This is a genomic window from Neobacillus endophyticus, from assembly GCF_013248975.1.
Classification (GTDB): domain Bacteria; phylum Bacillota; class Bacilli; order Bacillales; family Cytobacillaceae; genus Neobacillus; species Neobacillus endophyticus.
Map to the genome: position 1 here is coordinate 4,904,628 of NZ_JABRWH010000001.1, position 14,922 is coordinate 4,919,549.

Consider the following 14,922-nt stretch of genomic DNA (forward strand, 5'->3'; position numbering starts at 1 on the left):
TTTTACTACTTTAAAAGGATTCGTAAGTAATGCACTCGAATGCTTTTGTTTCCTCCCGACTAAAAAACGATTTACTTGCTCACATTATATCAAATAAAGGCTTGACCTCGTTCGTTACCAAATAAAAAGGCGAGCACTTATTACTCATCTTTACAATTCTAAATTTTATTTTCATTTCCTGCTTAATTTCGATTATTCCTCAACTTCCTCATCAATAATGCTTTTTTCAATTAAATACTCAAATGTAATATCCGCAAGTTCCTCCAATTCTTCCTCGCTGGGAACGTACCCCCTCTTAACTAGCTCATGGAAAAAAAATTCAGCAATTTCCTCTGTATCAATATATACTTCAATTTCTCTCAAGTAATCGCCCCCCTTTTTACAGAATTTATGATGTATAAAGCTTTTTCATGCTATTGACTTTGTTTTCCGCTGTAGAACTACTTTACCATTTAAAAATTTTCTATATTTAGAAATAATCATGGGCATTTTTAAAATAGGACAAGCATAGATTAGTTGTAAAATTACTTGATGAGGTGTGAATATGTCTAAATTAGAATCGAAATTAGAAGCTCTATTAGAAGACGTGAATCAGGAGGATGGCCACACCCTCCGGATCATGTCAAAGATGACTGATTCCATGTATTTGCTTATAAAATGGGCTGGGATTCCGTTTGTCATTTATTTATTCCTTGAAATTATGAGGTGGTAGTAATTCGTGCTATACCTGCCTTTTCCCATCATTACTGACGATACTTTCCAATTTCCTTAAAACCACCCGCATGACTTGATAATATTCTTGGTCATGGAATAATTCGTACAGGATTCGATAATCATTATATACATCTAGAAGATGATCAATCAGTTCTTTTTTTTCTTTTTTCCGGGCAATTTCTTCTACTTCAATTTTTTTGGGTGAATTCTGCACCACTTGTTTTTTTGAAGTTTTTTCCTGCTTATCAACCAAATACAATAAACCCAATTTTTGAATGAAGGTATCAGCGCTTTGAGCATCAGCAACGAGTGTTAAATCTTCTTCACCAACTTCGAGCCATTCTCCGTCACTTACCCTTGAAAGCTCGTATATGACATCTTCCCATGCATCCTCTTTATAACGCCAAATCTCTGTCCGGAACCCCACCACTTTAAATAATTCAGCACCATAACCGCTAACTTGGACAAGATCTCCAATAAAAAATTTATATTCAATGTCAATCTGTTCCTGTTCCATAATCGTTCCATCGTATTCGGATAAAAGCTTTAATCCCGATTCCAAAAACAGGCCCTGACTTTTATTTACTTCATAAACAAAGCTGCCATCCAGCCATTTAACATCTGTAATTTTGCCGACAGTTCCATAAATCGTAATCACGACCGTGTCCCCGATCTGATACTTCGGTTTTTTTCTTTTCGCCATTTCCTCCCATCCTCTCAAATCATTCGTCGTGAATTTTGATTACAATAGTATATGCGCAGGCCAATTCAAAAGCGCATGGCATTTGGAAAATGAAAAAATCGCCTCAAAAGTGAGGCGATTTTTATCATGCTACTGCTTTTTTTCAGAAGACATGTATTGCTGCCATGCTTCATCAAAAATGGCCATAGAACCTAGATAGTGACCATTTAACTCCAGATAAGTACTAAGCTCATGGTAATCATCTGTATGCTTTGGAAAACTATGATCCAGATAGGCATTGTTGGCGAATTGGCTAATTTCATCTTTTGGTGATGGATGGCGATATTTCATTAAAAAATGATAAAACGATTTATTCATATTGGAACGCCTTTCCTTGCAATTTCATTTTTTATGTTATTTTTATGAATAACTATAATCGATTGTTCCATTGACGTCCAGATGCATACCATTTTCTACGAAAAATCAAAATAATTTCTTTTCAGCAGCCTTGGCAATGCCATTAATTCCTGATAGCTAATGGATTTCCCTATCTTTTTCGTATCTACTAAAAATAATTGGTCTTCGATTTCTTTTGTTACTTGATCCGTTTGATACACCATTAAACAGCTTGTGCAAGACACAGCGGGTGTTTCCGTAATTTTGATGGCTCTTGTTCCATCCGGAAGCTCCCAGTATACAGTGCTTTGACAAATTCTTGCTTGATCACCGCACCATTCACAGGTAATCTTCATATTCACTCCCCTATTCATTTCCAGTTGGGCTCTCAGTCTTATCTAATGGAGCCACATCTGTTTTATTTTGCTGTGCTTGATATTTCTTTTCCTTCAGTTCATCACGTTTACTCCGTTTATCCTTTAATGTTGCGTGTAATGGGTCCTGATTGTATTCTTTGCGGCGGTTTAATCGAGTCAAACCATCAGGAACGAGGTTAAAATGCTGATCATTCATAATTCCGGCAATGCCTGTCAATGATTTTTTCTCATCCATATCAGGATAGACCTCGTTAAAATAATCCTCCGCCCTGCCAGGAATATAATTTTCTGGTTCTGGATACGAGGTAATGACCCCTTCAAAGTTCCGCAGCACCACTTTTTCGGGACTTTGAGAAATTAAATAATTTGGCTGCAAGGCAATTTTCCCACCACCACCAGGGGCATCCACAACAAAAGTCGGAACTGCATAACCACTCGTATGACCACGCAATCCCTCGATGATTTCAAGTCCTTTGGAAACCGGTGCGCGGAAATGACCAATTCCTTCCGATAAGTCACATTGGTATATATAATAGGGTCGTACACGGATTTTGACGAGATCATGCATCAACCTTTTCATTATTGGAACACTGTCATTTATTCCAGCAAGAATGACCGACTGATTTCCGACTGGTACGCCTGCATTTGCCAGCATTTCACATGCCTTTTTCGATTCTTCTGTTATCTCAATTGATGTATTAAAATGCGTATTTAGCCAAATCGGATGATACTTTTTCAAAATGTTACACAAGTTGTCGGTGATTCTCTGTGGAAACACAACAGGGGCTCTCGTTCCGATGCGGATAATTTCCACGTGATCGATTTCTCGTAAATTTTTTAAAATATATTCTAAAATATTGTCATTAATTAACAGTCCATCCCCTCCGGAAATCAAGACATCTCGTACCTGGGGTGTTTGCCGGATATAGGAAATGGCGGCATCCAGTTGTTTCTTTGGTACACCCATGCCAATTTGGCCGGAAAAGCGTCTTCTTGTACAATAGCGGCAATACATGGAACATTGATTTGTCACAAGGAAGAGAACCCTGTCAGGATAGCGGTGTGTTAAACCAGGAACAGGGGAATCTTCATCCTCGTGTAATGGATCTTCAAGGTCGTATTTGGTTTTATATATCTCTTTTGAAATAGGGACAGATTGCATTCTAATTGGACAGCGAGGATCATCAGGGTTCATTAATGAAGCGTAGTATGGAGTGATATTTAAGGGGATTGTTTTTGTCGAAATTTTGACCCCTTCTTCCTCATCGGGTGTAAGATTAATGACCTTTTTTAAATCATCCAATGTACGAATCGTATTTGTAAGCTGCCAAAGCCAGTCGTTCCATTGTTCCTCGGTAACATCCTTCCAAAGCTCGATATCTTTCCAATTTCTTTCAGGCTTATATAAAAAAGATTTCATGTACATTCCTCCAATCCTTGCTAACAATATATGCAAGAATTGTGCCAAGTTGTAAACATCGTGATCACTTGCTTTTATTCATATTTTTTCAAATAAAATAGCTTTATAAAACTCGGCTGATGATTTACGCTCCAATCAACTTGTGGTCAAACGACGGATTGCGCAAATAAAAAGCGCCGAAAATTCGGCACCCACTTAAGTCATTTTTTTCAGTTTATATTGCAATGTCTGTCTGGGGATTTCCAACAGCTTTGCTGCTTGGTTAATATTTCCTTCCGCCTGTTCCAAAGCTGCCATCAATAAGCTCTTCTCTAGTTCCTCCACGTTTTTTCTTAATGACAGACTTTCCGTCTTCCTGTTTATCTGCTCCATTGAAGGTGATGACTGTCTCAACATGATCGGCAAATCTTCATATCCTAAACGCTCTCCCTCACAAATATTAACCATATATTCAATCGTATGCTTTAATTCACGCACATTTCCGGGCCATTCGTATTCTAAGAAAAATTGATTTATTTTTTGTTCCACACCTTGGATTCTTTTGGAACATTTTTCATTAAAAAACCGAATAAATAATTCCGTCAACAATAAAATATCTTCTTTCCGCTCTCTTAAAGGAAGGAGCGCAAAAGTAAACACATTTAACCGGTAGTACAGGTCAGACCGAAGTTTCTGTTCTTGCAGCGCTTTAATCGGCTGCATATTCATGGCTGCAATCACCCGTACATTTACCATATTACTTTCTGTGCTTCCAACCCTCCTAACCATACCGTCTTCAATCACACGAAGTAGTTTTGCCTGAAGTTCGATGGGCATTGTATGAAGTTCATCTAAAAACAAGGTGCCGCCATCTGCCAGTTCAAATAGTCCCTTTCGTTCTACTGCCCCGGTATAACTCCCTTTTGCTGTTCCAAACAACATACTTTCAAGCAGCGTTTCAGGTATGGCTGCACAGTTTTGTGCTATAAAAGGGCCATTTCTGCGGGAAGATTCATGATGAACCCCCTGAACAAAAAGCTCTTTTCCTGTACCTGATTCGCCATATACAAGAATAGGAGAATCCGATTTTGAGAACTTCTTAGCCTCATCCTTTAATCTAATTAAAACCGGATTCACAGTCTTTAGATCATTAAAAGTATAATGTACTTGTTTAGTGGTCTTTTTACTGCCGTCTTTTTTTTTCAATCCTTTTTGTAAATCCAGCAGCCTCTCCGCTAGCAGCTTCATTCTTGAATAATCTTTAGCAATTTCTACAGCTCCAATAATGATTCCATCAAGGAAAATCGGCAAGGTTGTATTAATGGTATCAATCCTTGTTCCATGTAAATTTAAATATACTTGTGTTTGATGATAGATCGGTTTGCTGGTTTGGATGACCTTTAACAATGTACTAGAGTCAACAGTTAACGAGGGAAAGGCATCTAAAAGATGCTTGCCAAGCACTTCCTCTACCTCCATGCCATCATGTCGCGCTGCTACTTCATTATAGTAAATTGTTTTTCCTTCCGTATTGACCACATGGATCCCTTCATCAATACTTTTTAAGATTGCAGCTAGAACCTCTTGTGTTAATGCAGTGAACAAAACCATAGGTTTTCACCTGACCCTTAATACCATATGACAAGGTGCCGAAAAACTGGCACCATGAGCCAAAATTTCAGCAGTCTACTAGATGTTTAACCCACATATTCATATTTTCAAGCTTATCGTAAATATAACAATTATTCATTAACCTGCCGCGGTAGCCGTATCCAAGTTGGTACAACGCTGCATTCATACCGAATGACTGCGACCTTGCGATAGAATAGGCACAAAATATACCTTGTTTTTTTAATTCAACTTCCAATTCATAAAGAAGGACCTTCATCAATCCGTATTTACGGTATTCCGTGAGCGTCGCGCAATCGGTTAATTCGGCATTTTTATATAAAACATTTATTTCAGCGCTGGCAGCACTGACGATTTTCCCCTGGTGAAAAAAGACAAAGTATACTGTTCCCTCATGCATCGTCTTTTTGACGTACTCTGGTTCAAAAAGCGGGGTCGGATAAATCTGAAATACTCGGCTATATAGAGCAGCCAATTCAGCTGCGTCACTTAAATCTGCTTTTTTTAATACATAATCATTCGGGGGTCTAACAAGTTGCGAAGAAGCGGCTAATTGATATACACTTCGAATAATGCCATCTTCCGTCATCCAGTGATCATTTCGTTTTCGTTCAGGTGTATAATATTTTGCAAAAAAATAAGCGTCCGAGCCGCGATAATAGCGATCTACTATTGCCTCAGGCTGCAGACCTAACTCAAACAGCAGAAAGGTATCTTCTTTACGCCCTTTCATTATCAATTTTTCAGCGTTATTTTTGTGAACGATTTTCTCTGTTTTATCGAGGATTAATTTTAGGTTGCCGCGATAATCATCCACGCGGATCCTTTTATTGAATGGATCATTGTAAACTTCCAGGAAGTACTCACTATCCTCAATAAACATTGATGAGGCAGGTTGACTCATTCCATTCACTCCTTTTGAACCCCACACCATCTAATCAGGGTACGAGCAATAATTTCGCTTGCCGCAAACATCTCTTCGAGAATGATATACTCATTTGCATCGTGGGCAATCTCGGTCGTTCCCGGGCCAAATACAACTACAGGTGTTCCACCGACAGTAGATAATATCCCGCCATCAGTCCCCCAAGGGCTTGCTTCAATAATAGGCGTCTCACCTTTTATTTCCAAATAACTTTCACTAAGCTCTTTAATTAGCATGTGATCATCATTAAGACTTCCAGGCAGCCACCTTCCTCCGAACCACTCAATTTTCAGGGGGTGCTCACTCAGCCATGCATCCTCTCGGCATAGGTCTTTTAAGCAATTTTCCATATCTCTCTTGGCATGTTCAATGGTTTCTTCTGGTGCCACTCCCATTCTACCTTCAATAATCGCGGTGTCAGGCACCGAAGAAGGCCACTGCCCGCTTGTTATTTTGCCAATATTGATGGGAATTGGAATTGGGATTTGATCATAGAGGGGATCGGTAATTTTAGCATTTCTATCTTTCTCTAATTGTTGCAATCTTTCAAAGACGAGTTGGGATTTTTCGATGGCGCTTATGCCCTCGTATCTGGTACCGCCATGGGCTGCTTTCCCTTTTACAGTGATTCTGAACCACATGGATCCCTGTTGTTTAGGAAAGATTTTCATATTTGTCGGCTCCGGAATGATCGCTCCATCTGCTTTGTACCCTCTTAAAACAGCGGCAAGCGTGCCGGCACCTCCGCTCTCTTCCTCAATCACACTTTGAAAAATAATATCACCGTTAAGCTTCGTTCCTGTCGCAATAATAGATTCTATTGCGAGTAACATGGCAACCGTTCCTCCCTTCATATCGGTTGCTCCTCTGCCATAAAGTCTTCCACACTCAATATGGCCGCTGAAAGGATCCTGATTCCAGTTTAATTCGTCACCTACTGGGACCACATCAATATGCCCATTTAAGATAATCGATTTTCCGCCTCCTGCGCCTTTTAGAACTGCAACTAAATTGGGATTGCCCTCAAAGTCATTCCGATCACAGCAGAATGCTGGATGCTTCTTTAATTCTTCTCCCCCTATTTCCCAAATATCAAGCGTCAATCCAAGCTGACGGCATTTTTCAATGATAATGGCTTGGGCTCCGCTTTCATTCCCCCTAGTACTGTTTTCCTGTACCAGTATTTGCAGCAATCTTGCACCTCGTGCACGATTCTCCTTTAGCCAGTTACTCATTCGAGTTTCAATATTACTCACTTGTCCCACTCCTTTAAGGAATATGGTTCGGTTTAATAGGTGATTTTTCGAATTTGTTCGTGAATGATAAATGAACAGCCTGTTCTTTCTTTAATCGTCTTTAAATCGTATGGTTCAAACACTTCTGTCAAGAAGAGCCCGGAAGATGACACTTGAAAAACAGCAAGCTCCGTAATAATAATATTTACACAAGTTGATGAAGTTAATGGGAGGGTACATTCATTGACAATTTTGGGGTTTCCCTGCTTATCACAATGATTCATTAATACAACCACTTTTTTTGCTTTTTGCGCCAATTCCATTGCACCGCCCATTCCGGGCACTTTTTTCCCAGGCACAATCCAATTGGCCAAATCTCCACATTTGCTGACCTGAAGTGAACCTAATATCGTCATATCCACTTTGCCTCGGCGAATCATGCCAAAAGCTATACCGCTGTCACAATAAGATCCCCCTATTTTTAGCGTGACCGGAAAGCCGCCTGCATTACATAAATTCTCATCCTCCTCCCCTTTATTTGGGCTGGGACCCATTCCAGTTATTCCATTTTCCGCATGAAATATTACTTGAATTTCCTTTGGCAGATGATTTGGAACTAGCGAAGGGATGCCAATTCCAAGATTAACTACCATTCCATGCTGAATTTCTTCTGCAGCTCGACGTGCCAATTTATTGCGGATATCTACTCCCATGCCCACTTCCAATTCACTCCCTTTGTTGGAATAACATAATCCACAAACACCCCTGGTGTAATGATTTCTTCAGGATTTAACATCCCAAGCGGAACAATTTCTTCGACTTCAGCTATGGTCACTTCTCCCGCCATCGCCACTAGAGGATTGGTATTGCGGGCACTTTTGTCATAAATTAAATTTCCATATTCATCTGCCTTTTTTCCATAAACAATTGATATGTCTGCCGTTAGCGCAGATTCTATTAGATAATCCTTGCCTTTAAGTGTAAATTTCTGTTTATTTTTTGTAACAATTTCATTATCGATGCCAATATCGGATAAAATCCCAGGAAGACCAACGCCTCCTGCGCGGATTCTTTCTGCCAAGATCCCTTGGGGGGAAAACTCAACCTCCATTTTCCCCTCATGCATTAACTTTCCGGCTATAGGATTCGAACCAATATGGGAAGCAATAACTTTGATCGCTCTTTCATTGCTGACGATTTTGCCAATGCCAATGTGCGGGAAGCCCGTATCATTTCCAATTAACGTAAGGTTCCGGATACCTTTTTCAAGGATGCCATCAATGAGATCAGGTGGTGTTCCTACCCCTCCAAAACCACCAAACATCAGTGTCATCCCATCATGGAATAAATCCATCACTTTATCGAGCGTCGTAATTTTTCCAAACATATTTTCCATTTAAGCACCTCCTGTCGTCCCTGATGTTTTAATTGAGACAGAAAATGCCATAAGGGTTTCTCTTAATAGACCAACTAATTCCCACATTTCCTGATTGGAAATGGTTAACGGAGGGGAAATGATAATTGCATCCCCATTTACTCCATCTATTCCTGCATTTGCTGGATAGACGAGGAGCCCTCTTTCCTTAGCTAAATTAACTATTTTTTGTGTAACCATTTCGCTTCTGGAAAACGGCTCTTTGGTCGCCCCATTCTCCACAAATTCAATCCCCAATAATAAACCTTTTCCTCGAACATCACCAATAAACGAAAATTGACTTTTAAGTTTTTCAAGCTGTGATCTTAAAAAATCCGACTTTGTTTCTACCTCAGCAATAATATTATGCTTTTCTAAGTACTCCAAAACCGCCAAAGAAACTGCACATGTCTGGGGATTGGCACTTAAGGTATGACCGCTCATGACTGATTTTGAACCTTGTATTATCGGCAGCATGACCTTTTCACTGGCTACTGCTGCTGCGATTGGTGCATAGCCTGCCCCAAGTCCTTTTCCCAATACCGCAATATCAGGAACAACACCCCAATGTTCACAGGCCAGCATCGTTCCCGTCCTGCCGGAACCCGTCATTACCTCATCAGCAATAAAAAGAATGTCATATTTTTCACAGATTTTTTTAATCATTTTAAAGTAATCTTCGGGAGGTGCAATGGCTCCTCCTGCCGCCCCAATCACCGGCTCGGCAATGAATGCAGCAATTTTGTCAGATCCAATTCGATTAATCGCTATTTCTAACTCTTTTGCACAAAGGATGCCGCAGGAAGGAGCTTCAAGCTGATAAGGACAGCGGTAACAATAGGGGGGATGTATGACTGGAAAATCTTCTAACAGCGGAACAAAACGAGCTCTTCTAAGTGGATGTCCGGACATTGAAAGAGCACCGAGAGTAATTCCATGGTAACTGACCCACCTAGACAGCACTTTTGTTTTTGTGTTTATTCCTTTTTCCTGCCAGTATTGGATGGCCATTTTCATGGCTGTCTCTGTCGCTTCTGAACCGCTATTGACAAAAAAACTCCAGTTTAAATCCGCTGACAATAGGCAGGCTATTTTCTCTGCCAACTTTTCCGCAGGTTCACTGGTGAATTGGGATCGATAAACAAATGAGACTTTTTTCGCCTGTTCACTCATGGCTTCAATAATTTCTGGCACACCATGGCCTATATTGGCAGTAACAGCACCTGATGCTGCATCTAAATATTTCTTTCCGTCTATATCAAATAAATAGACTCCTTTTCCATAATCAATTAACGGATAGTCTTCATCCAGCATCGGTTTTATTAAAAATGAACGGCTCATAGGAAAATCACTTCCTTTTTTTAAAGATGGAGGAACTAGGCTCTCCAGTTAACAAATCCCTTCTGTTTTTAAGGTATTAATATCCACCCTTATAGAAATTGTATGATTCAAGTTTTTATTTCTTTCTTCCAGGAAATAAAAAAGCGGCTGACTCGAAAGGGAGTCTGCCACTTTTTAATAATCAGGTCAGTTAAACTTGACTGCCAATTTCTGCTCCATTCAAATAGAAAAATTTACACATGCTTACATAGTCTTATTATCAATAGGCCCAGCTTGCACCAATGATTATCAACAAAATGAACAATACAACAATTAACGCAAATCCGCCAAATCCGAAGCCAACCCCACCGCCATACCCATATCCAGGATGGCAACATCCATCAAAACCATATCCACCGTAATACATACATATCACTCCTCATGATTTGTTTCGTTTCCCTGTTAAGATATGTATTAGGTGCTTGACCCGCATGTGTATTTGCCTAAATATTGAAATAATGGGCTTGTTTAGGTTTTGAATGACTTGTCGAAGAAATAAAAAAACGAAAGGAATAGACAAAGATAGATTTGTACCCATCTTATATTTAAATCGGCTATAGATAAATGATGGTCCTATTGCTTTTGATATCATGTAATTTCCTAATAATGTAAACCAACAGGTTAACTTCTTCCTGATATGGGTAAACTAAAATTACCAATTGGGTAATCCGTAAGAACAGCTAACGAAAGGAAGATTACAGTGTTTAAAAGGCAATCATCCATAAATTTAAGGTTAATTGTAGGTGGATCTTTAATCTCCACGATATTTAGTGTTATTATAATCGGAATGCTTTTGCACTTGAATGAGAATATGAGTCAATTAAGAAAATAAGAAGACGGGACAATATATCCCCGTCTTTTATTTTTAACCTATATAAATTCGTATTGGAAGGTGCAAAAATGTTAGAAATCATACAGGAACATAAAGATGGCGTAGATTGTGACAGCTGTCGGAATCCAAATGTGGATTACATTATAGAAACCGATTATATCGTAATGGATTTTTGCAAAGAGTGTTTTGAAGGTTTAAAAAAGAAAATGATGAATGCGTAATTAGGAACTTATTTGGAAAAAGGCTGTGGCTCCATTGGAATGTTTGGATATTTCTTGTCTTCCGTACTTAAAAAATAGATTGAAACCAGCCAATAAAGGGAGGGAGGAATTTTAATTCCTCCCTCCCTTTGTCAATTATCAAGTACTGATCAGCATGTACATTCACATAGATTTTTTCAGGCAACATGAGATGCGCAATATTAACCGGCTTTTTAGGATCTATCCTCAAACAGCTGAGTATATTCCTTATAACCTGCCTCTTCCAACTTTTCCTTTGGAATAAAGCGTAAAGCCGCTGAATTGATGCAATATCTCAATCCTGTAGGTGCCGGACCATCATTAAAAACATGTCCCAAATGTGAATCGACAGATTTACTTCTCACTTCCGTCCGAATCATAAAATGGCTTAAATCTGTTTTTTCGATGATTTCTTCCTCTTCAATAGGTTTTGTAAAACTCGGCCAGCCACATCCTGCATCAAATTTATCAAGTGAGCTGAATAGCGGCTTGCCAGAAACGATATCGACATATAAACCATCCCGGGTTTCATTCCAATATTCATTGCGGAATGGCGGCTCCGTGCCATTATTTTGTGTAACTTCAAATTGCATTGGTGTCAGGTCTTTCTTTAATTGGTCGATATTTTTATTTTTCAATTTCTTCACCTCCAATGGGTTTTAATAAAATCTGCTCTTCCTGAGCCGATATGATATCTTTCATAGTGGATTGGATTTTTCTTATAGTAATGCTGATGATAATCTTCAGCAGTATAAAACGGCTTCGCAGGAAGAATAGGCGTTACAATCGGTTTACTAAAACGACCACTTTCCTCCAACTTTTTCTTGGATTCCTCAGCCAAACTTTTTTGAGTTTCGTTTTGATAAAAAATCGCTGTTTGGTAGGATTGCCCTCTGTCGTAAAATTGGCCGCCTGGATCTGTCGGATCAATTTGCTGCCAAAATAATTCCAACAATTTTTCATATGGAAAAATTTCCGGATCATACGTGATTTGTACTGCTTCATAATGTCCAGTAGTTTCTGCACAGACCTGCTGATATGTTGGGTTTTCCACGTATCCCCCGGTATAACCGGAAATTACACTTTTAATGCCAGGCTGCTCATCAAACGGCTTTACCATGCACCAAAAACAACCTCCGGCGAAAGTTGCTGTTTGATATTGTTCCATCCATACCACCCCTAGTCCTTTGAAAATATTTCATCTGTACATGAGTATACCTAAAGAGTTTAGAAAAATAAAATATTCGATTTCGTCTTTTTTACTTTGTACTCTAGACACCTACAAAGAAAGAACGGAATAAAGTAAGTGATAATGACAAAATAGAAGGTGAAATGTATGTCTATGGAAAGAAATCACAATGAATATCTTCAAAGGGCATATATGTATGATTTACTGGCCCAATTTTATAAATACTCTAACCCCGGCTTTCACATGAATTATTACCTGAAACACTTGAAATATATGAATAAGGCCTTCGAAACACTGCGAACTCAAACAGAATTGCATGAGCATCCTGCAACAATCCGAGTTCTTCATACCTCATATGATTCTCCAAATATCGATTTTTATCTGAACGGGGAACGAATAATCAAAGATCTTCCATTTAAAAATGTCAGCCCTGACCTACTTCTAAATAATGGTAAATATCATATTGATATTTATCCAACTGGAAACATGATAGAAAGTGTCCTAAACAAAAAAATACTGATAGAGCCTGGAAAGAGCTATACGTTAACAACAATCGGGCAAGTAAAAAAAATGAGGCTACTAATGTTTGAAAACCAACCTGAGGTTCCTTTTAATGAAGCAAAAGTTCGTTTTATTCATTTATCCCCTGATACAGAAAAGCTGGATATCGCAGTTAAGAATCGGGATGTCATTTTCCCTGATGTTGAATACAAACAAGCTACAGAATATTTAGGCTTGATGCCTATGACCGTAGACCTAGAAGCAAGGGAATCAGGCACCAGCAATGTGATCTTATCCATGCCAAAAATACAATTTAAAGCTAATGAAAGTTACACGATCCTATTTATTGGTCTAACAAAATCGGAACCAGAACTTCAATTTATTATTATAAAGGATAAAGAAAACTCGCCGACTGGCGAGCCCGTTAGGTCAAAGACAGAGGCTTAGTTCGTCGAAAAGCACAGCTTTTCGGCAGCGAGGCTAATGCACACGAAACATTCCCTCGTGCACTTATGCCTGATTGGAAAGTTATACTTTCCTACGGCTTAAAAAGAATTAGGTGCCCCTATTGCAGGCGGCACCTATTTTACAGGAACTAAAATGCTAAAGCCAATTTTATCCTTTGGCAAATCAATTTGATCTACTTTTATTTTCATATCACTCTTTAACTTTATATCTTGCATGTGAATATATACCAGCTTATCATTAGGCCTGATTTCTACACCTTGTGGAACCCGAAAACTTTCACTGATAACACTAAGCACAAACGAAATGGGAAGATTTAGTCGTCCTAAGGAAATCTTTTTTTGTTTTAAAACTAAATCACCATTTTTAAGCGCAATTGGTTCAAAGCTGATTTTCATATTCAAGTTATCACTTAATACAGGAAGTATCCCATATAATTCAACTTCGTCGCCCAAAACCAGACGATAATTGATCGGGGAACCTGCTGCCTGCTCTTGCAAATAATGATTAATAAGCTGATTTAAATCATCTTTATTTGATTTCACATGGAAAGAAACGAAATCGGATAAAGGTTCCTTTAACTGGCTGTTTTCATAATTCTTAGGGGAAACGAGCGCGAGAGAACAGATTACAATTAAAACCACAAGGTTGATTCCTAACAAGATGAGGAAAGCTACCTTCCATTTGTTATTCATTAGTACCGGTTCTCCTTTTTCTATTTATTTGACGAATTCAAGACAAATCCAAATGTCCTGTTTTAGTATAACACTTGGATAATTATTCAAACCATTTCTGACCATAAAAAATAGACCAGATGAGTGGTCTATTGCAATGCTTTAATATCCTGAATAATCTCATCATATGGGACATTTTGGTAGCCGTCATAAGATTTTCTGACATGACCATTTTGATCCACCAAAAAAATAAACGTTTGATGTATTACTTGAGAACCCTCAGCAGGCTTCTTAACAAATTCTTTGAAATTTTTCAAAGCGAAGTTTTCAATAAAAGCTTGTGAGTAACCTGTTAAAAAGGTCCAATTGTTAAAATCCGCCTGAAATTGCTTAGCAAACCTTGAAAGAGCTGCAGGAGTGTCCACTTTCGGATCAATGCTAAAGGAGACAAAATCCACATTCTTTAGACCTTCATCCTTCACCTTTTTTTGTAATTTTGCCATATTCGAAGTCATTGGCGGGCAAACATCCGCACAACTAGTAAAAATAAAATCTGAAATCCAAACCTTCCCTTTTACACTCTTTAAATCAAATGTCTTGTTAGATTGGGTTGTTGCTGAAAAATTTTTAATTGGCCAATCCACTTCATCTTTTATTTCCTTTTGACCGCATGCAGATAAAAATAGCGAACTAATCAAAAGTATAAAAAAAGTAAATCTAAATTTCACCGCATCTCACAACCTTCTCCATTTCCCTTCAAATTCAGTCTACCAAAGTTTAGAAAAAGATGAAAGAAAAAACTCTAAGCTGGTGACAGGCACCTTAGTCCTTTTAAAATTTCCTTTATACGTGATATAATGAATGAGTATTC

The 14,922-nt window shown here is 38.6% G+C and carries 19 protein-coding genes; 3 read left to right on the top strand and 16 right to left on the bottom strand.

Annotated elements, in window-relative coordinates; all coding sequences use genetic code 11:
• Nucleotides 1-192 precede the first annotated feature (192 nt).
• Complete coding sequence (locus HPT25_RS24310) at nucleotides 193-363, bottom strand: YozD family protein (protein WP_173070110.1); 171 nt, start codon at nucleotides 361-363, stop codon at nucleotides 193-195.
• Nucleotides 364-544: 181 nt separating this feature from the next.
• On the opposite strand from HPT25_RS24310, the gene HPT25_RS24315 reads away from it, so the two are divergent.
• Nucleotides 545-712, top strand: coding sequence for a hypothetical protein (locus tag HPT25_RS24315; RefSeq protein ID WP_173070111.1), 168 nt, complete (start codon nucleotides 545-547; stop codon nucleotides 710-712).
• A 9-nt stretch (nucleotides 713-721) separates the two neighbouring features.
• Here the strand turns inward: HPT25_RS24315 and yodN are convergent, their stop codons facing one another.
• From yodN to HPT25_RS24370, 11 genes are all read right to left on the bottom strand, one after another.
• Nucleotides 722-1,417 (bottom strand): germination protein YodN, encoded by a 696-nt coding sequence (yodN, locus tag HPT25_RS24320; protein ID WP_173070113.1) that lies wholly within the window; start codon nucleotides 1,415-1,417, stop codon nucleotides 722-724.
• A 129-nt stretch (nucleotides 1,418-1,546) separates the two neighbouring features.
• Complete coding sequence (locus HPT25_RS24325) at nucleotides 1,547-1,774, bottom strand: YozE family protein (RefSeq protein WP_173070115.1); 228 nt, start codon at nucleotides 1,772-1,774, stop codon at nucleotides 1,547-1,549.
• Nucleotides 1,775-1,869: 95 nt separating this feature from the next.
• Entirely contained in the window at nucleotides 1,870-2,148 is a 279-nt protein-coding gene (locus HPT25_RS24330) for a YokU family protein (RefSeq protein WP_173070117.1), read from the bottom strand.
• A 10-nt stretch (nucleotides 2,149-2,158) separates the two neighbouring features.
• On the bottom strand, nucleotides 2,159-3,589 hold the full coding sequence (gene kamA / locus HPT25_RS24335; protein WP_173070119.1) for a lysine 2,3-aminomutase: 1,431 nt from the start codon (nucleotides 3,587-3,589) through the stop codon (nucleotides 2,159-2,161).
• Between the two features lie 195 nt (nucleotides 3,590-3,784).
• The gene (locus HPT25_RS24340; protein WP_173070121.1) at nucleotides 3,785-5,179 is read right to left on the bottom strand and encodes a sigma-54 interaction domain-containing protein; all 1,395 of its coding nucleotides are present in this window, start codon (nucleotides 5,177-5,179) and stop codon (nucleotides 3,785-3,787) included.
• 67 nt (nucleotides 5,180-5,246) lie between these two features.
• Nucleotides 5,247-6,101, bottom strand: coding sequence for a putative beta-lysine N-acetyltransferase (gene ablB, locus HPT25_RS24345; RefSeq protein ID WP_173070123.1), 855 nt, complete (start codon nucleotides 6,099-6,101; stop codon nucleotides 5,247-5,249).
• Nucleotides 6,102-6,106: 5 nt separating this feature from the next.
• The gene (locus HPT25_RS24350) at nucleotides 6,107-7,378 is read right to left on the bottom strand and encodes a peptidase (protein ID WP_173070125.1); all 1,272 of its coding nucleotides are present in this window, start codon (nucleotides 7,376-7,378) and stop codon (nucleotides 6,107-6,109) included.
• A 32-nt stretch (nucleotides 7,379-7,410) separates the two neighbouring features.
• Nucleotides 7,411-8,076 (bottom strand): 3-oxoacid CoA-transferase subunit B, encoded by a 666-nt coding sequence (locus HPT25_RS24355; protein ID WP_173070127.1) that lies wholly within the window; start codon nucleotides 8,074-8,076, stop codon nucleotides 7,411-7,413.
• The gene (locus HPT25_RS24360) at nucleotides 8,061-8,753 is read right to left on the bottom strand and encodes a CoA transferase subunit A (RefSeq protein WP_173070130.1); all 693 of its coding nucleotides are present in this window, start codon (nucleotides 8,751-8,753) and stop codon (nucleotides 8,061-8,063) included. The genes HPT25_RS24355 and HPT25_RS24360 overlap by 16 nt, the downstream gene beginning before the upstream one ends.
• The gene (locus tag HPT25_RS24365) at nucleotides 8,754-10,112 is read right to left on the bottom strand and encodes an aspartate aminotransferase family protein (protein WP_173070132.1); all 1,359 of its coding nucleotides are present in this window, start codon (nucleotides 10,110-10,112) and stop codon (nucleotides 8,754-8,756) included.
• Nucleotides 10,113-10,371: 259 nt separating this feature from the next.
• Entirely contained in the window at nucleotides 10,372-10,518 is a 147-nt protein-coding gene (locus HPT25_RS24370) for a YjcZ family sporulation protein (RefSeq protein ID WP_173070134.1), read from the bottom strand.
• 533 nt (nucleotides 10,519-11,051) lie between these two features.
• On the opposite strand from HPT25_RS24370, the gene HPT25_RS24375 reads away from it, so the two are divergent.
• Nucleotides 11,052-11,204, top strand: coding sequence for a hypothetical protein (locus HPT25_RS24375; protein WP_173070137.1), 153 nt, complete (start codon nucleotides 11,052-11,054; stop codon nucleotides 11,202-11,204).
• Between the two features lie 212 nt (nucleotides 11,205-11,416).
• Here the strand turns inward: HPT25_RS24375 and msrB are convergent, their stop codons facing one another.
• Both msrB and msrA read right to left on the bottom strand, forming a co-directional pair.
• Nucleotides 11,417-11,815, bottom strand: coding sequence for a peptide-methionine (R)-S-oxide reductase MsrB (gene msrB, locus HPT25_RS24380; protein ID WP_217269986.1), 399 nt, complete (start codon nucleotides 11,813-11,815; stop codon nucleotides 11,417-11,419).
• 50 nt (nucleotides 11,816-11,865) lie between these two features.
• The gene (msrA, locus tag HPT25_RS24385) at nucleotides 11,866-12,390 is read right to left on the bottom strand and encodes a peptide-methionine (S)-S-oxide reductase MsrA (protein ID WP_173070141.1); all 525 of its coding nucleotides are present in this window, start codon (nucleotides 12,388-12,390) and stop codon (nucleotides 11,866-11,868) included.
• 174 nt (nucleotides 12,391-12,564) lie between these two features.
• Here msrA and HPT25_RS24390 point away from each other — a divergent pair, with 174 nt between their 5' ends.
• Nucleotides 12,565-13,359, top strand: coding sequence for a DUF4397 domain-containing protein (locus HPT25_RS24390; RefSeq protein WP_246277276.1), 795 nt, complete (start codon nucleotides 12,565-12,567; stop codon nucleotides 13,357-13,359).
• 134 nt (nucleotides 13,360-13,493) lie between these two features.
• Here HPT25_RS24390 and HPT25_RS24395 read toward each other — a convergent pair whose 3' ends face one another.
• Together HPT25_RS24395 and HPT25_RS24400 are read right to left on the bottom strand one after the other, a co-directional pair.
• Nucleotides 13,494-14,072 carry a YpmS family protein gene (locus tag HPT25_RS24395; RefSeq protein WP_173070145.1) on the bottom strand — a complete coding sequence of 193 codons (579 nt, stop codon included), beginning with the start codon at nucleotides 14,070-14,072 and terminating at the stop codon, nucleotides 13,494-13,496.
• A 128-nt stretch (nucleotides 14,073-14,200) separates the two neighbouring features.
• Nucleotides 14,201-14,779 carry an SCO family protein gene (locus HPT25_RS24400; RefSeq protein ID WP_312857329.1) on the bottom strand — a complete coding sequence of 193 codons (579 nt, stop codon included), beginning with the start codon at nucleotides 14,777-14,779 and terminating at the stop codon, nucleotides 14,201-14,203.
• Nucleotides 14,780-14,922: the final 143 nt, after the last annotated feature.